Annotated in this window: 17 protein-coding genes and 1 tRNA gene; 8 read left to right on the forward strand and 10 right to left on the reverse strand. The window is 41.9% G+C overall.

Annotated features, from left to right (window positions below; all coding sequences use genetic code 11):
- The first annotated feature begins 13 nt into the window (after positions 1-13).
- Complete coding sequence (locus G7Y45_RS04915; RefSeq protein WP_165014858.1) at positions 14-2,512, forward strand: DUF4906 domain-containing protein; 2,499 nt, start codon at positions 14-16, stop codon at positions 2,510-2,512.
- Positions 2,513-2,657: 145 nt separating this feature from the next.
- On the opposite strand, the gene G7Y45_RS04920 is transcribed toward G7Y45_RS04915, so the two are convergent.
- Entirely contained in the window at positions 2,658-2,948 is a 291-nt protein-coding gene (locus G7Y45_RS04920; RefSeq protein ID WP_032531087.1) for a helix-turn-helix domain-containing protein, read from the reverse strand.
- Entirely contained in the window at positions 2,930-3,301 is a 372-nt protein-coding gene (locus G7Y45_RS04925; RefSeq protein ID WP_032531088.1) for a type II toxin-antitoxin system RelE/ParE family toxin, read from the reverse strand. Before G7Y45_RS04925 ends, G7Y45_RS04920 begins: the two co-directional genes overlap by 19 nt.
- A 368-nt stretch (positions 3,302-3,669) precedes the next feature.
- Here G7Y45_RS04925 and G7Y45_RS04930 point away from each other — a divergent pair, with 368 nt between their 5' ends.
- The 3 genes from G7Y45_RS04930 to G7Y45_RS04940 all read left to right on the forward strand — a co-directional run bounded on the left by G7Y45_RS04930 (position 3,670) and on the right by G7Y45_RS04940 (position 5,980).
- Positions 3,670-3,885, forward strand: a complete 216-nt coding sequence (locus G7Y45_RS04930) for a hypothetical protein (RefSeq protein WP_165014855.1) — start codon at positions 3,670-3,672, stop codon at positions 3,883-3,885.
- Between the two features lie 760 nt (positions 3,886-4,645).
- A complete protein-coding gene (locus tag G7Y45_RS04935; protein WP_005779117.1) occupies positions 4,646-4,999 on the forward strand; it encodes a hypothetical protein in 354 nt (117 codons plus the stop codon).
- Between the two features lie 249 nt (positions 5,000-5,248).
- Positions 5,249-5,980, forward strand: coding sequence for a hypothetical protein (locus G7Y45_RS04940; protein WP_139478934.1), 732 nt, complete (start codon positions 5,249-5,251; stop codon positions 5,978-5,980).
- Between the two features lie 465 nt (positions 5,981-6,445).
- Here the strand turns inward: G7Y45_RS04940 and G7Y45_RS04945 are convergent, their stop codons facing one another.
- The gene (locus G7Y45_RS04945; protein WP_165014852.1) at positions 6,446-6,910 is read right to left on the reverse strand and encodes a hypothetical protein; all 465 of its coding nucleotides are present in this window, start codon (positions 6,908-6,910) and stop codon (positions 6,446-6,448) included.
- Positions 6,911-6,993: 83 nt separating this feature from the next.
- A tRNA-Leu gene (locus G7Y45_RS04950) sits at positions 6,994-7,075 on the reverse strand.
- 341 nt (positions 7,076-7,416) lie between these two features.
- Here G7Y45_RS04950 and G7Y45_RS04955 point away from each other — a divergent pair.
- Both G7Y45_RS04955 and G7Y45_RS04960 read left to right on the forward strand, forming a co-directional pair.
- On the forward strand, positions 7,417-10,476 hold the full coding sequence (locus G7Y45_RS04955; RefSeq protein ID WP_032542869.1) for a TonB-dependent receptor: 3,060 nt from the start codon (positions 7,417-7,419) through the stop codon (positions 10,474-10,476).
- A gap of 29 nt (positions 10,477-10,505) precedes the next feature.
- Positions 10,506-11,993: a RagB/SusD family nutrient uptake outer membrane protein gene (locus tag G7Y45_RS04960; RefSeq protein WP_032531091.1), complete on the forward strand. Its 1,488-nt coding sequence runs from the start codon at positions 10,506-10,508 to the stop codon at positions 11,991-11,993.
- 76 nt (positions 11,994-12,069) lie between these two features.
- Here G7Y45_RS04960 and G7Y45_RS04965 read toward each other — a convergent pair whose 3' ends face one another.
- From G7Y45_RS04965 to G7Y45_RS04975, 3 genes are read right to left on the reverse strand one after another with little or no spacing between them, the layout of a single operon-like run.
- A complete protein-coding gene (locus tag G7Y45_RS04965; protein WP_165014849.1) occupies positions 12,070-13,101 on the reverse strand; it encodes a S41 family peptidase in 1,032 nt (343 codons plus the stop codon).
- A 14-nt stretch (positions 13,102-13,115) separates the two neighbouring features.
- The gene (locus G7Y45_RS04970) at positions 13,116-13,952 is read right to left on the reverse strand and encodes a DUF3316 domain-containing protein (protein WP_229066957.1); all 837 of its coding nucleotides are present in this window, start codon (positions 13,950-13,952) and stop codon (positions 13,116-13,118) included.
- A 57-nt stretch (positions 13,953-14,009) separates the two neighbouring features.
- On the reverse strand, positions 14,010-16,658 hold the full coding sequence (locus G7Y45_RS04975; RefSeq protein ID WP_122142943.1) for a DNA gyrase/topoisomerase IV subunit A: 2,649 nt from the start codon (positions 16,656-16,658) through the stop codon (positions 14,010-14,012).
- A 184-nt stretch (positions 16,659-16,842) separates the two neighbouring features.
- Between G7Y45_RS04975 and G7Y45_RS04980 the strand changes: the two genes are divergently transcribed.
- Both G7Y45_RS04980 and G7Y45_RS04985 read left to right on the forward strand, forming a co-directional pair.
- Positions 16,843-18,384 (forward strand): glycine--tRNA ligase, encoded by a 1,542-nt coding sequence (locus tag G7Y45_RS04980; protein ID WP_005779103.1) that lies wholly within the window; start codon positions 16,843-16,845, stop codon positions 18,382-18,384.
- Positions 18,385-18,395: 11 nt separating this feature from the next.
- The gene (locus tag G7Y45_RS04985) at positions 18,396-18,977 is read left to right on the forward strand and encodes an FKBP-type peptidyl-prolyl cis-trans isomerase (protein ID WP_165014846.1); all 582 of its coding nucleotides are present in this window, start codon (positions 18,396-18,398) and stop codon (positions 18,975-18,977) included.
- 93 nt (positions 18,978-19,070) lie between these two features.
- Here the strand turns inward: G7Y45_RS04985 and G7Y45_RS04990 are convergent, their stop codons facing one another.
- The 3 genes from G7Y45_RS04990 to G7Y45_RS05000 all read right to left on the reverse strand — a co-directional run bounded on the left by G7Y45_RS04990 (position 19,071) and on the right by G7Y45_RS05000 (position 22,239).
- Positions 19,071-19,952, reverse strand: coding sequence for a hypothetical protein (locus tag G7Y45_RS04990; protein WP_005811945.1), 882 nt, complete (start codon positions 19,950-19,952; stop codon positions 19,071-19,073).
- A 60-nt stretch (positions 19,953-20,012) separates the two neighbouring features.
- The gene (locus tag G7Y45_RS04995) at positions 20,013-20,393 is read right to left on the reverse strand and encodes a DUF3244 domain-containing protein (protein ID WP_005811944.1); all 381 of its coding nucleotides are present in this window, start codon (positions 20,391-20,393) and stop codon (positions 20,013-20,015) included.
- 148 nt (positions 20,394-20,541) lie between these two features.
- On the reverse strand, positions 20,542-22,239 hold the full coding sequence (locus G7Y45_RS05000) for a lipopolysaccharide assembly protein LapB (protein ID WP_165014843.1): 1,698 nt from the start codon (positions 22,237-22,239) through the stop codon (positions 20,542-20,544).
- Between the last annotated feature and the right edge of the window lie 15 nt (positions 22,240-22,254).

Raw genomic sequence — 22,254 nt, forward strand, 5'->3', positions numbered from 1 at the left:
AATATTCATATTTATGAAACAGATATTAAGTATATTATTCACTATCATAGTCACCACATCTTGTACGGCGGAATATGGGGAAGATATCCCGTATAAATCAGTCGATGTTGATTATACCTTCAATTTGGCTGTTGACGGGCGTTCGGTATCAACACGTTCATTGGCTGCTGCTACGGACGAGAACAGTTTATATGATCTGAATGCATTTATTTTTGATGCTTCAAACGGAAAGGCCATATCATTCAAATACTTTCCCCCTTCAGCGATGTCAAACCTTTCAATACCCATGTTGATAAGTGGCTCTTCGGGGAGTCGTATCTTTGCTTTTATTGCGAATGCAGGGGTGTCGATCGGTAGTACGGTGACTAATCTGACCGATTTAAATAATCTGAAAAAAACGATGTCATCCGGAACGGATTTCCTATCTGGAGGACGTGTCGTAATGTCTGCCCTTACAGATACGAAAGTAATCAATATTACTCCGGGAACCACTAATGGAACGTATGCTCTCGGTGTTATCAGTCTTGAGCGGCTGACCGCTAAGGTGACTGTCGTAATTGATAAAAGCGGGCTTGAGTCAAGTACGCTTGTCACAGTACGTTCTATCCAGTTGAAGAATGTACCGATGGTGTATAGTTATATTGCTGCGAATGCACCTACTGCTTCGACTACCACTTTTGTGAACGGTGATAATATCACGGTGAACGACGGTAATCTGGAGCCTGTGGATCCTACTGGAAACAATCTTCCTCACAATTATGCCACTCCGCTATATATGGTAGAAAACATGCAGGGAACAAGGACGTTGCCAACCAACGTGCCGGGTGAAGAATGCACTTCGTCAAAAACACAGATTCCACTCCAGCCTGCACAATGCTCTTACATAGAAGTCGTCTGTGAATATCGCACTACTTTGCCTGTGGGAGAACGCGACGGACTGGTAACCTATCGTGTTTATCTGGGAATTAATATTAACGGGAACCATTGGAATAATTTTGATGTGAAGCGTAATGTCTGGTATCAGGCTACTCTTACACTGACCGGGCGAGGAGGAGCTGACGAGGTGTCTTGGCGCATAGTGACTGATCTTATTACTCACAATGGCGAAAACTACCCATGGGGTAAAGGAGGATTCGCGTATACTATTGATCCTTCGGACTCTCGTTTTTGGAGTATCGAAAGTCCTTATCAAAATACCTTGGTGACATTTGCTTCCAGTAATGCTAATCTCCATCCCGATAGTGAGTATTCAGAAGGTCGCGGAGTGACTTATCTTAATGGTACCTCACAGAATCAGACTGCCATCCGCCAGTGTTGGAGGTTGAATGGCGAAAATGGTATAACACTTGATGCTGTAACGAAAACCATCTACTATTTACCTTCTCAGAACCAGCTCCAGATGATAAGTATTTATTTCAATGCCCGTACTTATCCGACCGGACTATTCTGGAGTTCGACACAGTTGATTGGCGGAACAAGCAACTCAAACCAGTATGCTCGTGCTATATCATACGCCAACTATGGTGAAGCTCAGACGTATACCAGCATCAGCACACAAGGATATTCACGTTGTCTGATGGAGCCGGATCGTACTTACCCGTTCCCGGTAGCCAGTTTGTCTACCCCGACAAGTCCTGTTTATTATCCGTTGCAGATAGCTCCTAATATAAAGACTTATCCTTATTTTCAGACTGGGGCATTCCCCGTTATTGTAAATCAGGAAATGTGGAATTATGGAGGAGTAATAGGATTTCAGCCACGTGGTGTAGTATCCATATCACTTCGTACGGGAGAACCTTATACGGCCCTCACAAGCAACTATCACACGGTGCGCAAACCTTATACCCTTATCAGAGTAGCGAAAAACGATTGTGATAAAAATGGGAATCCGGTAATAAACAATGCAGTTACACGCTACACGATGAACTGGTATGAAGCTTTGGGGTATGTAACTCCTTCAGGAACTGACCCTGCTACTCCAACAGTAAATACGACTCGTACCGGTTGTAATGCCTATTCGGAGCGGAGCGATAAAAAGGACTTGGGTACCTGGCGCGTTCCGACTTCACTCGAATTGACACAACTTTGGGTTATGGGTGCAGGAGTTGGCGGTACTACTCCTGTAAATCCGAATTATACATATGCAGTAAGTGGAAGCGGATCGAATGTAACGATCTCAACACCGAGATATCCCCGTATGAGTGAACAATATCCCGGAGTGCTCCCATTGTGGGGAGATGTTAGCACTCTGACCAATAATATTGCGAATATAAACTATGTGTGGCCTGGGGGAACGGCTTCAACACCTTATAACTTAAATAAATTATACTGGTCGTCGAATACTTCTCCTAATACGACTCCAGCAAATGCTTTCGCTATGATGCTTGATTTTTATTCGGGGGATTCCTATACGGGAAGTGGTCCGCGGACTGCCGGATTTCCACGGAAAAAGGGGCAGGGGCTTTTGCGGTGTGTGAAAGATGTGACCGAATCCACACGCTACCAGCAATAAAGCGGAAGCTTGTGGCAGCTATCTATAAAGATGTCAATACTTTAATAGATTTTTGATAGAAGTTGTATGTTTTATATATATCTTTGAATGGACCGGGCATAAACAATTCGCCCGGGTGATGCTTCCATCACCCGGGCGAAACCGTTTAAATTTTTACTTCGATATTCAGTTTACCGCCAAGCCCCCGTTCAACTATATCTATCAGGGTTTTTAGTGTCAAGTTGCCTCCGTCATTCTCTACTTTAGAGATAAACGTACGCTTTTTATCAATGCGCTCGGCCAGTTGTGCCTGCGTCATTTCTTTCTTCTGACGGGCATTGCGGATTTGAACGCCAATACACAAAGCTTCCAACTCACGTTCAAAACGATCACGATCTGGTGTACCTTTTACACCGAAATACTCGTCTTTAATTTGGTCTAATGATTTGAGTTCCATCTCTTTCCCTCCTCTTTTTTTTCTGCATAATACTCAGCCATCAATCGGACAGCTCTGTCAATCTCTCTTTTAGGGGTTCCTTGTGTCTTTTTTTGAAAGCCCGAAAGTAACACAACTAACTTCCCATCATCAAAAAAACAAAATACCCGGAATATATCACTACCCAGGGAAACACGTATCTCAAACAATCCGTCAGTGCCTTCCATATATTTAAGATACGTTGTCGGAATACGTTCTACGGATTCTATTAAACTTAAAATTTTGGCTATCTTTTCTTGGACTTTTCGTGACTGTTTCCCGAAAAAATCCTCAAAGTATCCTTTATACGTAGTAACCTTCCTTACTTTTTTCATTACGTAAAGGTAATGTATAAATGACACATAAGCAAGCAGAAAGTTCAGTAATTACAAATTTTTATGTATCTTTGTTCCGTGCTCTCTACCGAGAGGGCACTTTGTTTTTATCACGTTTAGTCGAAGCGCAAAGAAAAAGCGGCAATTTTTTCAATAGCAGAGCATAGACTAAACGGACTGGTTGTGTTGTATCCATACAACTCAATAAGCGTGTCCGTTTAGTTTTTATAATGCTCTGCTTGGTTTGATGCCGCTTACCTCTTTGCCGTTATATTAACTAATTCGGGCACGTCCTCTTTAAATCTGTTTATATGTAAAATTACGGCAAACAAAACTTTTTCGGCCTACCACACAAAGCCGCTTACTGCTTGGTGATTAGTACATGGATCATCAGTATATATGCCATTATAGAGCAACAAGAAATTATCCGGGAATATCAAAGTATAGTAGACGATTCCATACGCAGCACGCAAGCTCTGATTACACCCATGCGGACACTACTCAAACCCGAACCGCCGTTTGACTGTATGACGATCAGCGAATACAACTACATCTTTAACCCGGAAAATGACGGAAACCGATAGAGGGGTATTTTTCCTCTTTTCATGCACAAAGATAGGTCGCAGCCGTTCATTCATCAATGACCGCTACGCTATTTCAGCACAAAATATCCTGCGCTCCTGCGTCGTCCGGTATTTTCTGCCGAAATTCATTGCCGGCTGTCCGTCTGTGTCCTGACGGATGTTTAAGAAAAAAGGAAAAAAATGTGTAGAGCCTGCGCTGGTGATACCGGAAATTATGTACACCTTTGTATGTTTCCAGTGGCGTCGGTCTTGCCGCTTACTTGGCGGCTGCTGAGAGACAGCTATTTAAAACTTTAGATAAACGGTTCTGTTCCCGTGTCTGATACTGTAATAGGTCGGTATATTTTTCTTTCTTTGTTTCTGCATCGGATGTCTTATAGTGCAACGGGTCAGCAGAGCCATTCTATTTTCGTTAAATCACCCTATACTAATGGCGCTCAGTAAACAATCCTATCAATAAAAGTGTTTCATTATACTTTTTTCGTCCGTTTGCTATGGTATTTCAGAAATAATCACCATCTTTGTAATGCGTTATGTGATTTTTTTGATGTAGAATAAAGGGACTGCATTTCTTTGTTTTACACTAACTGTAGGTGTATAATTTTATATGCCTACAGTTTCTGGATAAAAACGGCTCTGCCCCCGGGACTAATACCGTAATGGGTTAGCATATGCTTTTCCTTGCTCTGCATCGAAATTACATAACGCAAGCGGGTCAGCAGGGCCGTTCATTTTTCCCTGCCCGATTTACGTTTGAATTATGGGCGAACAATCTACTATCAAAATTCTGTATTTCCATCGACGCAAAACCAACGCAAGCGGTTGGTATAAGTTGGAATATATTTTTCAGCGAGGTAAAAAGATTCTGCATTATACACTCTCTACCCGGGATTATGAATATTTAGAAAGTTTCTGTTCCCCCTGCATTGCCGAACGTTCAGAAGTGATTGTCTATGTGGCCGAACTTCTTTTGGAAATCCACAAAGTGAAATATTCTCGCTTGAAAGTCAACCCAAGTTATGCCTATGCTACTTCTAAATATAAACCCCGAATCAACCAAATGTGCAAAAAGAGCCGTTACCACAGAACATCTGTCATTATAGACGGGCTATAGTACTTTGATTTTTCATAATAAATTCTCTTTTATAATTGGCCTTGAATCTAAATTCTGCTCACCTAACCAGTTAGCTCGCCGAACCGCTGTCACTCTATCCCCCCGGAGGACAGCGGTTCTTTTTCTTTAGTATACAAGAGCACGAATAATTTATCAGACACATTACCCTTTTTAATTTTTGATGTATATTTGTTCGCTACAGATATGTGCTGATTCATGGCTGTATTTGAAGAAAAAACTTGTGAAAAAATGAATAAAATTAGTGCTTGTGTGATTCTCTTAATAGTCGTGCTTAGCTGTAGCGATCCTGTGAATAACAGGCAGTTAAAGACTACGGAATCTTTGACTCAGAACATTGCATCCAGTGACACGATTAAAGATGTTCTTAATGAAAATACAGTTAAAGACTTTTCTACGGTTGCTTTAGGAATGAAATATAGGACTAAAAAAGAATGGAATGACTTTACCGAACCTGACAGGGAGGAATACATCATCACTTCAAAAGGGTTAGGAAAGTTGTTCGGAATACAGGATAGTGTATTTGCAGATAATGATGGAACTATATTGTCGGAAGAAAACCCTGTGGTTTTATGTGATTATATATCTGCAAATAAATATGAATATCCCAATTGGCTAATCATTTCTACACAGAATAAATCCGAAGGGCAATACACATTGACCGGAGTAATTCGAATAAACGAGGGGACTACTTATAGTGTTCATTGTAAATTAAAAGATGACTACTATGCCGGATGTGTATGTGTCGGGAAGTATCCTATTATGAACGGTGATTCAATCTTATTTAGGATAGAAGAAATCTATGGCATAACAAAAACAGGGAAAGTGGATATACTTCCATTGAATACGCCGGTGGAAAATTGCCCCGAACCGTTTGAACCTACTTTCCCGGAAGGAAGAACTCCTGCATACTATTATGTACAAGGAGATGAGAAGCATACTCAAAGCTGGCAGGAACTGTAATCTAACCAATCAAAACGAATTGTTTCTTTATTTTATCGCATATTTAATTGTTTAATTATAAGTGGTTAATCATTCGTGTCGGTATCTTTATCCGGGCCCGGGCACCCGGGCTCATAAGCCCAGGTATACGGGCTTATGGTCCCGGGTACACGGGCCCATGGGCACACCTGCCTGGGACCAGATGTAGATTGCACCATTTCCGGTTGAACACGAAGGGAAAACAAAATGCTTTAAGAGGTGTGTTTGCTTAGGAAATAGATGGTTTGTGATTGATAATCAATGGTCTGTGCAGCGTTTTCGCCTTAAAACAGTAGGTGGAAGATGGAAGATACAGGTGGAAGATAAAGGGCTGAAAAACGCGATCTTCCACCCGGTCATTTCTTTGATTATTAGGGCAATAAACTCTAAAAGGTGGAAGATGGAAGATCGAAATGCATTTTTCGTATGAGAAGGCCTTACATTGATTTATTTCCCGGTGTTTTTCTTTTGCTCATTTCTTTCTCTTTTTTCTTTTTTATCTTTGTAGATAGCTACAATGATATCTTTCAAAATGGGGCAGAGGCAGGTAAGAATTATGCCACTTATTATCGCCATAAAAATGCCATTGAGGAGTGGTTGAATGGCTCTTGCTGTGTGGGAGATCGTAAATAGTCCTATAATACATAGGAACATTCCATAAATAAAAAAAGTCAGGGACAATATCAGACCGGCAATACAGAGCATTACTATGTCATACTCTCTGAATACTTTCAATGTCAGCCATTTTTTCCATTTTTCTCGTTTGGCCTCCTTTCTGCGTTGCTTTTCTCTTTCCGGGCTGCCTTTTTCCCATTCTTTGACCATCTCCAAAAATTCTTCTTGGGGACGTTTTAAGCTGATATTATATCTCCGCATCTTTTCGCTGGTGCGTCTCTTTTTCCTTTTATTCATTTGGGTAGTATGTTGCGGGTTTAAAGAAAAAGCCCGCCAAAACAATTGTTTTAGCAGGCTTTTTATACAACATTGAAAGTTTGTGCGGATGATAGGACTCGAACCTACACGTCGCAAGACACCAGATCCTAAGTCTGGCGCGGCTACCAATTACGCCACATCCGCTCACTAAATGCTCACTCGTTTGGAGTTTTGCGCTGCAAAGATAGATACTTTTTCCGATTTTACAAATTTATAAGCAATAAAGTTATTTACCGGGGAATCTGCGGGCGATCTCTATCAATGTAGCTTTTCCTCTCAGGGGCTCTTGTCAAGAGGGTTGTAGAATAGTTCCACATCTTTGTGGAGCAGTTCTACAACCCTTCTTTTCATTTTTAGCTTTTCTTGAATATTTAATACTCTTATTTACTGATGTTTAGACTTTATTGATTTCATCAATACTTTTGAGGTACAATTATTGGAGTACAAGTGCAAATAGGTATTTGTAGATTTAAAATGATTAGCCAATGAGAAGTTTGAAAACAGTGTTGATTATCTTGTTGTGTATGTGTGGTATACATGTGCAAGCACAACAGTTGGAAATAAAAGGTTTAGTGACGTCATCGGAGGATAAACAGCCGCTTATCGGAGCTACGGTTGCCGTAAAAGGGGTACCGGGAAGGGGAGTGGTAACGGATATGGACGGCCGTTACACTCTGAAAATAGAACCATCAGATAAAATCCTTGTCATATCCTATATAGGAATGAAATCGTCTGAGGTCAAAGTGCCGAAGAATGGAGTCTTGAATGTGGTGTTGCAGCCCGAATCACTTAATCTGGATGAAGTTGTGGTGACCGGATACGGAAATTTTTCAAAGTCATCCTTTACCGGATCAGCTAACACCTTACGGGCCGACATGCTGAAAAACGTACCGGTACTTTCTGTAGAACAGAAGTTGCAAGGTATGACCACGGGGGTAAATATTACTTCCGGTTCCGGCCAGCCAGGAGCTAACCAGAGTATCCGTATCCGTGGTATGGGTTCATTCAATGCATCCAATGAACCTCTTTTTGTGATTGACGGTATACCGGTCACTTCCGGCAGTATGGGAGCCGGTACGGGGGCTGATGCCGCCTATATGAACAATGCGAAAACAAATGTAATGAGTACCCTTAATCCTGCCGATATTGAGAATATTACAGTGATAAAGGATGCCGCCGCCGCTTCTCTTTACGGTTCGCGTGCCGCGAACGGGGTGATTCTGATCACTACCAAGAAAGGAGCGGCAGGGCGGACTAAAGTTACTTTGAGCGCGAGCGGAGGCTTTTCTAATGCAGCTGTCAACTTCCGTCCCACATTGAACGGTGAACAACGCCGTGAAATGATTTATGAAGGTCTTTACAACTCTGCAGTAGACAAGGGACTCCAATCTCCCGAAGCATATGCAAACGCCAATATTGATACATATGCGGGGATACCGGAACTGGGATATACTGATTGGAGGAAAGAACTGATCCGAACCGCTCATAATCAAAACTACGAGGTGACGGCTTCCGGAGGTAACGAGCGAACTACTTTTTATGCTTCTCTCGGCTTTAACCGTCAGGAAGGTCTGGTCGAGAATTCTAATCTGGACCGTTACTCTGCCCGCCTGAACATGACACATAAAATGGGTAGCCGTGTCGAGGTAGGAGGTAACATGATGTTCACCCAGATAAGTCAGGAGATGAACGAGGAGCGCGGTTCCAATATCAATCCTTTCCTTTGTGTTGCTGTATCTGCCACACCTTCCATGCCTGTGCGTGACGCTTCGGGCAACTATGTGGGGTCTTATATAGGAACCAATGTGAATCCGCTTCGTGACATCCGTACCGACTATAACCGCAGTCGTATGACACGTATGTTCTCCACCGGTTATGCTTCGGTAGATATCATCAAAGGATTGAAACTGAAAGAGACCCTGAGCTATGACTATACTGTACAGAAAGATTCCCGCTATTTGAATCCGCTTAGCGGGGCAGGTCCCAAGAGCGGAAGTGATGCTCAGACCTCAAAGGGATTTACCGAATATGGTAAGCTATTGTCGTCTACTTCACTCAACTATACCCACACATTTGCCGCTAAACATCACCTTGACATTTTGGCTGCCTATGAATTGGAAAGCTATCAGAGTGATAAAGCTATGGGAGAGAAGGCTAAACTCCCCTCGGATGTGTTGCTTGAGCCGGATAATGCCGCTGTGCTGAAGAGCTTTGTTTCTTCTACACAGGCATACAGAATGATTTCTTACCTGTCCCGTTTGAACTATGATTACGATAATCGTTATTACATTGCAGGCAGTTATCGCCGCGATGGCAGTTCCCGTCTTGCTCCGGAAAGTCGGTGGGGAGACTTCTGGTCTGTTTCCGGTATGTGGCATCTGGGCAGTGAACCTTTTATGGAGGCTGTGAAGCCGGTATTGAACGATGTGAAAATCCGTGCTTCTTATGGTGTCAATGGGAATCAGCCGGGAGCTTTTTACGGATATATGGGGCTATACAGCTACGGGCAGAACTACATGGGGGCAGCAGGTTCATATGAGTCTGCTCAAGCCAATCCCAAACTGAAATGGGAAAAGAACTATAACCTGAATATTGGGCTTAGCCTGACTTTTATTGACCGTATCTTTGTGAATCTCGAATACTACAACCGCGATACAAAGGACTTGCTTTATAATCGCCCTATCAGTTCTACTACCGGTTTCCTGAACTATCTTGCAAACATCGGTCAGCTCAACAACAAAGGGGTGGAGTTCGAACTGCGCACGATTAACTTTGCCGGTCCTGACTTCAACTGGACATCGGTGCTGAATTTAACACATAACCGTAATAAAATCGTGGCACTGGACGGAGATATAAAGCAATCTGTCGAGGGCTCCTGGTTTATTCATAAAATAGGTCTTCCTTACAATAGTTTCTACGTGAAAGAGTTTGCCGGAGTAGACCCGTCGACCGGGAAAGCTCTTTATTATCTCAATACACAAGATGAACAGGGGAATTATAATAGAGAGATGACTGACGATGCTTCTAAAGCGCAAGCTATTCCGTATAAATCTGCTGATCCTAAGATATCGGGAGGGTTCACTAATATCATTTCTTATAAGTGGTTTGATCTGGGACTTACCTTTACCTATTCGTTGGGAGGATATTCTTTTGACAAGACAGGTACTCTGATAGAAACCGACGGCAGCAAAGAAAAGTCATACAACCTGCCTGTATATGCTTTGGACCGTTGGCAGAAGCCGGGAGATAGAACTGATGTGCCTCGTTTTGTATTGGAACAGGGAGCCGGTCCACAAAATTCATCCCGCTATATTCACAGTACCGATCACATCCGCCTCAAGAACCTGACACTCGGTTTCACACTTCCCAGCAGATGGGTACAAAAGGCACTGATAGAGAATGCACGTGTCTACTTCTCAGGAAGTAATCTGCTGACATGGGCCAAATGGAAACAGTATGATCCTGAAGTACCGGTTAATGGTGAGGTGTTCTGTGAGGCTCCTCCCATGCGTACCTTCAATTTTGGGGTTGAGATAACTTTCTAAATCATTCATCATTATTAATATTCAGATATATGAAACGTACACTTATATACATGTTTGCCGCTATGTCGCTTGTGGGTTCTTCTTGTTCCGGCGACTGGCTGAATTTAAATCCATCTACCTCTGTGACTACTCCGCAAGCCATCCGTACACTTGAGGAAGCACAAATAGCTTTGAACGGCATTTATCGCATTGCCGCTTCACATAGTTATTATGGTGATAATTATCTCTATTATGCCGATTGCCGTGGTGAAGATGTTCAAGCACGTGTCAGCAAGGGAGCCGGAAAACGTGTATCACCTTATTATGAGTTCAATGTCACGGCCGATGATGCCTTGAATATTACCCGTGTATGGAATCAGCCTTATAGTGTCATTCATCAGGCAAATAGTCTGCTGGAAAGAATAGAATCCGGTGCGGTGGTTACCGATGATGTTGTGGCTCTCAACTGTATCAAAGCTGAAGCGCTTGCTTTGCGCGGACTGGCTTTGTTCGATCTCACCCGTCTGTTTGCTATGCCTTATACCTTGAACAATGGTACTTCTTTGGGAGTACCTATTGAGATTAAAACAACTTTGCCTACTCACCAGCCTGCCCGCAATACGGTGGCCGAATGCTATCAGCAGGTGATAGACGATATGACAGGTGCACTGAAACTCTCGGCACTTTCCGCTGATAAGAAAAACGGTTATCTTAATGTGTGGAGTGTCAAAGCATTACTTTCACGGGTATATCTTTATATGAATGATAATGAAAAGGCTCTCGCCTTGGCCAAGGAAGTGATGAATAACGGTGGATTGTATCAGTTGTTCACACACGATGAATATCCTACTGTATGGGGAAAAGACTTCAGTTCTGAGTCACTGTTTGAGTTTTACTACACTCTTTCCGAGCCTGATGGCGGAACGGGAGGTGAAGGCGCTCCGATGGTTTATGCCGATAATGTGAAGGATTGGAACAACCTTGTACTGACCAAAGCATTCCTCGATCTGTTGGGAGAAGACCCGGATGATGTGCGTCATTCATTGAATCGTTTGCCGGAGAAACCGGAAGAGGATATATTGCCCGAAGGTTCCAAGGGGCATCCTAAATATCTGAATAAGTATCCGGGCAAGACGGGGGATAATCCGCAGGATAATGACATCTGTATTATCCGTCTCTCCGAAGTTTACCTGAATGCTGCCGAAGCTGCCTTTAAGTTAGGGGGAGCAGAAAACCTAAAGTTTTCTTTGGATTGCCTTAATGCCATCGTGAGCCGTGCTAATCCGGCGAAGTCTGTAAAAGAGTCGGAGTTGAGCCTGGAGCGTATCTTGAAAGAACGCCGTAAGGAATTGGTAGGAGAGGGACATGCTTTCTTTGATGCCATGCGAAATGGTTTGTCTGTAAATCGTACCGGTGGTTGGCATTTGCCTTCTGTAGCGGCTGCTGCGGTTATTGCTCCGTCTGATCCGCGGGTAGCATTACCTATTCCGCAGGCGGAGATAGATGCTAACCCGAATATGGTGCAGAATCCGCGTTAATGCTTTCTGGGAGGTGAGATATACCGGCTTTTCGGATGACAGGGCTCGAACCGGCATGTTGTGAGACACCAGAAGGTTATTTACTGAGGAATCTGCGGGCGATCTCTATCAGTGTATCTTTTCCTCTCATTTCGTCTTCTTGCAGCATATCTACCTGAATGTCCGGTTCAATGCCGAACTCGATGTGCTTCATCTCCGCATCGAAGTGCGGGCTGGCGGAGAAACGTACGCTCCACCCGTTGGGTAATTCGGAGGTAAAGGGCATACCCGATCCTCCTCCGGTTTTATCTCCGATGATGGTGACATTGGGCAGGCAACGCATGTGGTTGACAAAATCGTTGGTTGCGCTGAAAGAACGGCGATTGGTCAACACGACTGCTTTCTTTTGCCAGCGTACCCCATTGGCTGGTTCCAGATAGATGGCATAGGGTTTAGAGAAGTCGTTGTGTCCGGTTCCTGTCTTATGGCAGATGTATCCTGTCAGAACCTTTTCGTTAGTGAATCGGGAAGCGATGCGGGCGGAATTTGTTGCGTTTCCACCACCATTATCGCGCACATCGATAATTAGTCCATTGCAAATGGCCAGGTAGGAGAGCACTTCGTCCAAGTTGCCGTTGCCAATCGGGTCGGCAAAGCTTTCATACCGTATATAGCCGATGTTGTCTTTCAGTATCTTATATTTGAGGCCTGCTGCCGTACGATAGTCCGTACTGGCACGGCCCAGATAAGAATCTTCAACCAGGTCTGCACGGAAGTTACGGGGATAATCCTGATACCAGGCGTCGTAATAAGACACGTTGTGAGCCGAAGCCAGATTGACATGCCCGTCCTGCAATTCATAAAGCATTTCACTCAGAACTTCGAACAGCCCTTCGTTGCTCATATTCGGGGTAATACGTTTTTGATATTGGGTATAGATATCATCCCAGTCGATTTGTTTGTAATCGAGAAAGCAATATTGCCGGTCGATGATTTTCCATAACTGCTCAAAGTTTCCTTGTGGATCGTTGGCATACTCTTCTTCCCGGATACAGGAAGAGAGGAGAGCCAGAAAGAAAATCAGGCAGAAGCTTTGTTGCAGGATACTATGGATAGGAGGATTCTTCATGATTCACTTCTGTTTTAATAGGCTCTGACGGCAGGTGGCAGGGGAGTTCCGTTTTTATTTCGGATACGGAACAGATCGTGTACAAATCCCACCATGAAAACTTGTGAATAAGTATGTGTTTTGATTCCGTTCAGTTTGGATTGTTGGAGATCACACAAATAGCTAAGGCGCATTTTGGTATATCTGATTGGAAAGTCGACTGATATCATCTGTCGTAACGCCGGCTGATTATGCAGAGAAGTAAAACGGACTACGCCACTGGCGTGTCCGAGTGTGAATATTTCGTAGTAAGATTGCCCGTAATGGGGAGAGAACATGAGCCCTATTACCGGAAGATTAACCTGGTAACGTAATGCCAACGGATAATTTTTTATTTTTGTATGCCAGATGGCCATTCCCGAAGCGTCCAGGTTGATGTAAGCACGTGCTGAGGCCGGATTGTTGGTATTGCGCAGATTGTAGACAAAGCCGCCGTTGAAATCTCCCATTCCTCCGGCAAGCAGCTTAAAGTTGTCTGTTATGCGGAACTGATAGTGCAGTCCATAGTTCCAATTCACTAATCCGGCAAATGTATTGTTGTTATCTACCCGGTTGTGAGTATATGCCAGGTTTGCCTGGAAAAAGTTCTGTACCGAGACATTGCCATCGCCCCAGGCGGTCATACGCATTGTTTCGCGTGAGATACGAAATTCGATACCTTTATATTCCTGCGGAGAAAGATAGGTGTCGAATACATTGGTGTATCCCACACCGTACATGGTGGCACGTGTCACATAGCGGGTAGCTTGAAGTGAGTCTGTGCCGTTACCATTTCCGTTCCCTCCAAAAGAAGGGAGAGCGATTGCTATCATTAATAATAGCAATATACTTGTATTTACTTTCATACGCAGTTTTATCTTGGACTTGTGCTAAAACAGCTTCATCTGTCCGGTCATTTCATCGAGTATGTCGTTTTCTGTTTTACCATTGTCCGGGTCCAGATTTTCCGGTTCTTCATCCGTGTTTTCGTCATCCGTGGTTTGTGGCGGATCCGGGAAACGGGTCGGTTCCAGTTCGTTGATGGTCTCTACTGTATAAGTAGTGAGACGTTTCCCTTTGGCCTTAAAACCTTTGACGGCAATGAATTCTTCGGCATCAATGACAACAGGTTCGCGGAAACTGTCGTGACCTCCGAAGATGATCTCCAATCTTGGGTAATACTCATCCGTCAGTAAAATCAGGCGGTTATGTTTGTTCTCACCCAGATAGTTCTGCTTGCGGGCAGTGGCTTCGAAGCAGAAACGTTTCAGGTACGGATAGTTCTGTTGGTCGGCATCATAAAGCGCAGCCGTCCATATCTTGTTGGCATCGAACTTCTCGACGATACTCACATTATCTTCGTAGTGATTGCTGAGATCGAAGTTTGAGGTATAGAACTCTCCGGTGTTCAGCACAACAAGGATGCTGTCGTCGCTCTGGAACTCACCCAAATATTCACCCCGGCCGTCGTAATTGAGGCGGAGCACATCGCGGTCGAACCATACTTTACGTCCGCCCAGTGTAGAGCCTCCCCGTTGTTTCAATACAATTTTGTGTACTGGCAGACGTGTCAGAATGACACCCAGACTTTGTCGGCTGCGAATGGTCACTTCACTGAAATCACGCTCGAAGATGATGCGGCGTACACGAGGATTAGGTTTCAAGGTGACCTTGATGATTTCAGCTTCACCATTGGGGTTGGCACTGAAATAAGAAATGCGTGAATCGGGTTTACCTTGTGTCACGTCGTATTCACGGTCGCGTACGATGGAAGTGACTGCAAACCGTTTGATGTAGTGTGTTCCTTCTGCACCGTCGCGGTAGGCTACGTTGTAGATGGTGCGTTTGTCATTCTTCTTAAATACATTGACGTAGATTACGTTTTTGCCCACAAACTTTTTGTCGGCTACGGGAGTGACCATGTAACGCCCGTCCCGGTAGAAGATGATCACATCATCGATGTCCGAACAGCATGCCACGAATTCGTCTTTCTTTAATGACGTTCCGATGAAGCCTTCTTCACGGTTGATATAGAGCTTTTCGTTGGCTTCCACCACTTTGGCGGCTTCAATGGTGTCGAAGTTGCGCAACTCAGTACGTCGGGGGAAGTTTTTCCCATATTTATCTTTAAGCATCCGGTACCATTGGATGGTGTACTCCACGATGTTGGCCAGATGATTGTTGATCTCGGCAATGTCTTCGTTCATGCGGGCAATAGCCTCTTCCGCCTTGTCGGAATTGAACTTCAGGATACGTCCCATCTTGATTTCCATCAGGCGGAGGATGTCTTCTTTCGTTACTTCACGTATGAATTGCGAATAGAAAGGAGTCAACCGTTCGTCGATGTGTGCGCAGGCGGCATCCATATCTTTAGACTGTTCGAACTCTTTATCTTTATAAATGCGCTCTTCAATGAATATCTTTTCAAGAGAAGCGAAATGCAGGCTTTCCTGTAGTTCGTCTTTCTTGATTTCCAGTTCCTGGCGAAGCAGGGACAATGTATTGTCGGCAGATTTTCTCAGGACGTGGCTGATGGTGAGGAAGTGAGGCTTCTGATCATCAATCACACAACAGTTGGGCGAGATGCTTACTTCGCAATCTGTAAAAGCATAGAGGGCATCGATTGTTTTGTCCGATGAAGTGCCCGGAGCCAGATGGACAAGGATCTCTACGTTGGCTGCTGTGTTGTCGTCTACCTTGCGTATCTTTATTTTTCCTTTGTCGACGGCTTTCAGGATGGAGTCGATGACCGAAGTCGTAGTCCTGCCATAAGGAATTTCGGTAATGGCGAGTGTTTTATTGTCTACTTTATTGATTTTAGACCGTATCTTTACTGCTCCACCGCGTTCACCGTCGTTGTATTTCGACACGTCAATAGAACCTCCGGTCTGGAAGTCGGGATATAGTTTGAACTCTTCGTTTCGCAGGTAACTGATGGAAGCGTCGCAAAGTTCGTTGAAGTTATGTGGTAAGATCTTGGATGAAAGTCCTACGGCGATACCTTCTACTCCTTGTGCCAGCAAAAGTGGGAACTTCACCGGCAAGGTGATAGGTTCTTTGTTTCGTCCGTCATACGACAGTTTCCATTCGGTTGTTTTAGGGTTGAACACTACATCGAGTGCAAACTTTGACAGGCGTGCTTCGATATAACGGGGAGCGGCCGCACCGTCACCGGTGAGGATATTACCCCAGTTACCCTGGCAGTCGACCAATAAGTCTTTCTGTCCCAACTGTACCAATGCGTCACCAATAGATGCATCGCCATGGGGGTGAAACTGCATCGTATGTCCTACAATGTTAGCCACCTTGTTATACCGTCCATCATCCATGCGTTTCATGGAGTGCAGGATGCGGCGTTGCACCGGTTTCAGTCCGTCATTGATATGGGGCACGGCTCGCTCGAGGATAACGTATGAAGCATAGTCCAGAAACCAGTTCTGGTACATTCCTGTAAGTTGATGTTTAATGCTTTCGTTATGTGAGTCCGCCGGCTTATAGTCAGAATGTCCTTCCGTAATCTCGTTGTTCTCTTCGCTCATAAAATCAAATTTCCCTCTGGTTTTAACAACAAATTATCTTTTTTACATCATTATTGGGTGATGTGCAGGCAAAAATACGAATTTAATTGAAAAAAATCATTTACTTTGCAGATTATTTCTGAGTCTGGCTTACAGGCAGATGTATGAAATGTAAATTGTAAATGACTAAATTGAAAATAAGACGATGGCACAAGAAGATGTTTTTAAGAAGTTAGTATCACATTGCAAAGAATACGGTTTTGTGTTCCCCTCAAGCGATATCTACGACGGATTGGGCGCAGTGTATGACTACGGACAGATGGGTGTTGAACTGAAAAACAATATTAAAAAATACTGGTGGGACAGCATGGTGCTGCTGCACGAAAACATTGTCGGCATTGACTCTGCAATTTTTATGCACCCTACCATCTGGAAGGCTTCCGGACATGTGGATGCATTCAATGATCCGTTGATTGACAACAAAGACTCTAAAAAACGCTATCGTGCCGATGTACTGATCGAGGATCAACTGGCTAAGTACGACGATAAAATTAATAAGGAAGTAGCCAAGGCTGCCAAGAGATTTGGCGAAGCTTTCGATGAAGCCCAATTCCGCAGCACGAATGGCCGTGTTCTTGAACATCAGGCAAAGCGTGATGCATTGCACGAACGTTTTGCAAAAGCACTGAATGATAACAATCTGGAAGAACTTCGCCAGATCATTATCGACGAAGAAATAGCATGTCCTATTTCCGGGACCAAGAACTGGACGGAAGTCCGCCAGTTTAATCTGATGTTTTCTACCGATATGGGGTCTACTGCCGATGGAGCCATGAAAATTTATCTTCGTCCGGAAACTGCGCAAGGTATTTTCGTAAACTACCTGAATGTACAGAAGACCGGTCGTATGAAAGTTCCTTTTGGTATCGCTCAGATCGGTAAAGCTTTCCGTAACGAAATTGTAGCCCGTCAGTTTATCTTCCGCATGCGTGAGTTCGAACAGATGGAGATGCAGTTCTTCGTTCGTCCGGGCAGCGAATTGGAATATTTCAAGAAATGGAAAGAAATTCGTTTGAAGTGGCACAAGGCACTTGGTTTTGGCGATGATCATTATCGTTTCCACGATCACGATAAATTGGCTCACTACGCGAATGCCGCCACCGATATTGAGTTCCTGATGCCATTCGGTTTCAAAGAAGTAGAAGGTATTCACTCTCGTACTAATTTCGATCTTTCCCAGCACGAGAAGTTCTCCGGAAAGAGCATTAAATATTTTGATCCCGAGTTGAATGAATCGTACACTCCGTACGTAATCGAAACTTCGATCGGTGTCGACCGTATGTTCCTCAGCATTATGTCTGCCGCTTATTGTGAAGAACAGCTGGAGAACGGTGAAAGTCGTATCGTATTGAAATTGCCTGCTGCATTGGCACCCGTGAAGTTGGCTGTAATGCCGTTGGTAAAGAAAGACGGACTGCCTGAAAAGGCTCGTGAGATCATTGACAATCTTAAGTTCCACTTCCATTGCCAGTATGATGAAAAAGACAGTATCGGTAAACGTTACCGTCGTCAGGATGCCATCGGTACCCCGTACTGTGTGACTGTTGACCATCAGACATTGGAAGACAATTGTGTGACACTGCGTAACCGCGACACTATGGAGCAGGAACGTGTGGCAATCTCTGAATTGAATAATATCATTGCCGACCGGGTAAGTATTACCTCGTTGTTGAAAACAATCCAATAACTCTTTAGCGAATGAACAAAAAAATCTATTTATTACCGTTGCTGTTACTGGCCCTTATCTTTGTTTCTTGTGAAGAGACGAAAGAAGCTACAAAGTTTGATAATTGGAGGGCACGTAATGAAGGATATATTGATTCTTTGAAGGCGGTATTTGATGACAAGAAGGATCCCGAGCTGAAAGCTTTTGCACCGGAAATAAATCCTAAGTTGCGAATTTACTATAAAGATAAAACACCTGCTGATAGACAATTGGGCGATAAACCTCTTTATACGGATTCTGTCGAAGTATTCTATCGTGGTTATTATATTTTTGGGGAATCTTTTGATGGTAATTTTACTGGTAGTCAGCCGAATCTTGACTTTGATGTACCTTTGAAGTGTTATGTAGATCCATTTAAGAGTACTACACAAACTTCAAAGTATATATCTGTCATTAGTGGTTGGGGAGAGACTCTACAACGGATGCGTGTAGGACAACACTGGACTATATATTTGCCTTATGAAATGGGGTATGGTGAAAAAGGGGATAGAGATATTCCAGGATATTCGACTTTGATTTTCGATATACAATTACAAAAAATTGTAAATGAATAGGATATGATTAATCTCTCCTGATTATTAATGCAATAATCAGGAGAGGTTATTTTAGGGTTTGTTTTATGATATTCTTACTGTGTGGCAGACTTTTTATTGAGGTTGCCATTCTACTAATGGGTAACTCCATCCATTATACATTTTAGTGCTTGGTATTCCGACTACTTCATGAATAATATAACCTTCTATATTTATGGAGTGCGATTGGGAGGTTGTGTTTTGAACGTCTATGCGGATCTCTTGATTGAGTTTTACTTTTCCTAAGTTACGTTTACACACATTGAAGTTTATGGAGATGTTCCTTTCTTCTTTTTCTGCAACTTTCCATTTCTTCTTACCTTTCCATTCTAACTTTAAAACCAAGAAAAGATTACTCCATGTGGTATGGGGTGGGAGGTTTTCGCGAATAATGACCGATTTAAGTTCATGGACATATTTGTATCTGAATTTGGATCCTGGTATTTTAAATTCATGTTGATATGATGTCCCAATCTTTCCATATTGTGTTTTGTATATCGCTCTTGTTGTTATTTCTGATTCTTCTTGGTTAACTCCTACTTGCCCATATAAAAGTGGGACAGTCAATGTCTTTCCTTTAATTGATTTCACGTACATATTTCCTTTTTCAAATGCAATTATGGTATCATTTATTTGCATTTCCATTTTATGGTTGAATAGTGCTTGAAATGCTCTCGGCATTTCTGCCATGATTTCATCTTCGCAAAATTCAAGGTCTGTATATAGCGGATATTTAATACCCGAGGCACGAACCCATTCTGTTTGTTCTTCATAAGTCATGTAAGATAGTGTGTCAAGGGTGTTATAAAACTCTTTTGCACTATTGAATACAATTCTGGAATCTTCTTCTTTTTGCGGATTTACTTGATTAGTCACCGTTTGATCCAATTCTGTTTCATCACATGATGAAAGTAGAATAATTGAAAATAGCAAAAATAATTTAGATATGGTTTTCATATATAATAAAGATTTATGCTCTTTGAGAGAAAGAGCTTGTTATTATTTAAAAATAAAATCTCAGATTTCATTTGTTGTAAATTCTCCGGTATATGCTCTGTTATCCAGTATTAATTCAATATTATAGTTTGATTCACTTTGATTGTTGCCTAAATCTATAGAGATACTACAATCGTTTGTTGAAACATTGTAATGAATGGCTTCTCCCGTATCTAAATTCATAATTGTGACAACTGCAGTTTTATTTATTTCTCTGAAAATAAGATCAACCGTATTTCCACAGATAAAAGCTTCTGCGGGACAAGGTGGGGGCAGAGAACGTTGATGGTGCTGAGTTTCTACTTTCATTTTAATTTTCTTTCTTGAGGCCATTGTTTCTGCATTTATATAGCCAACACTAATGAATAAGAATAGGGTAATTAGACAGGTTAACTTTTTCATGATAAATGAATTTATGTTTCTGCAAAGATAGTCCAATGCCCAAGTGATGATACTGATGTGAGATAACAATTGAAGGATTTATGATCACTGATAATCAGTGGTTTATGAATTTTGATATAACAAGGAGGCGGAACCGTATGATAAAAGGTCATAAAATTCTTTCTGAAGGAGAGTTCTCATTAAAAATTATAGAAAAAGTCTGGGGACTGATTTGTTTTTTTATGCGATACTTTCTTTGGGTGAGTGCCTGGTTACTTTCAACTCTCATACAAAATTTGATTGTAGAGGTAGATAGACGCAAATATTGTAGAATGCAATAGAAGAGGTTTTCTTGTGTTAGTTTTGGATATTGTTCTCGTAAATCCTGAATTGCTTCGATGAAAACTTCGTTTATCTCTTTCTGTATGGAATTAATTTCTTTCTGTTTTTCTTCTTTTTCTTTTTTAAATTTGGCTGTTTCTATTGCATGTAATTTTTTATATGATGTGGAAGTATGAAACAGTCGTGTACATATTTGAAGTGTTCTTCTCCATAATTCAACTTGTTGCTGCTTTAGTTCTTCTTTTTTCAATTCTTTATTCCTTTCCGCAATATATGTATTACTATCAATCAGCGTTTTGATTTTCTCTTTTAATTCATCTTTCTCTATTTGGTTATTTCTTAATTCACATTGTATTTTAATGTATACTTTTTTTCTTTTATTATCTTTATAAAGAAAGATAAATGTGATACACGCAATGAGTAATAATGTAGTTACAATAAGAAAAGCTGCATGCTTTTGCCGTTTTATAACTTCGGCCTGTTGTAATGTCTCTGTCGCATGTTGCTTTAGTATGTGACTTATTTCTGCACTATGGTTTAAATCTTGTATAGAATCATATAGAATGAGAGACGTGTCATTGTATAGAATTGCATCATTTAATTCTCCTTGTTCTTTTTTTATTTCATATAGAGCTTGGTATGCCGATGCCTGTGTATTTAAGTCTGAACTTTTTTTAGCTAAATTGATATAGTAAAAAGCAGAATCCAATTGATTCAGATTGTGTAATATTTCTCCTTTCCAAAAATACATGGCAGATAGATCGCTACTGCGTGGAGCATATTGAATAGAGCGTACTATATAACTATATGCCGCTTCATAGAGGTTTTCATTGTCATAAATCCGGGAAATATCACAAAATAAGATAGACTGCCATGTAGAGTCATTGGTACTTGATGCAATGGTGAGAGCTGTTTGGTAATATTTAAGAGCTTTCTCAAACTGTTCTTGAATAGCATATATGCTTGCCATTCCTCGAAGTGGATATAGGATATTCTTGCTATTGTATTGTTTATAAATGTAGTATGCGTCTTTATATACTTCTAAAGCTTTGTCATAAAAATCTTGGTTTTTATAGCATGTACCCAAATTATCGTATATCAAAGTTAATAATGTGTCATGGTCTGATGTTGCTTTTTCTGCAATGAGATATGAGTTAATGGCTTTTGCATAATCATTATTGTTTTGATAAAAGCGTCCTAAATAAAAGTATGCTTTTGCTTTATTGTTGTCTTTTGATAAGTGATCATAATGGTTTATAGCAATCAAAATTAATGAATCGTTGATTAATTGATAGCCGGTTTTATCCTGTGCTTGTGCTAATAATAATGCGTATTTTGCGTTTTCTGAAACAGATAAATCTGTTTGATTTATTGTTTTTAATAATTTAAACGCACTATCGGGTTGATATTCCATAATGGAATCTGCCAGAAAGATGGTTCTGTTTATTTGTTGATGCTGTGAACAAGAATAAATGATAGTGAATCCTAAAAATAACAGTATTATATTTAGTAAATATTGTCTCATCTTTATATTTTTGCT

This window comes from Bacteroides sp. ZJ-18 (assembly GCF_011038705.2).
Taxonomy (GTDB): domain Bacteria; phylum Bacteroidota; class Bacteroidia; order Bacteroidales; family Bacteroidaceae; genus Bacteroides; species Bacteroides hominis.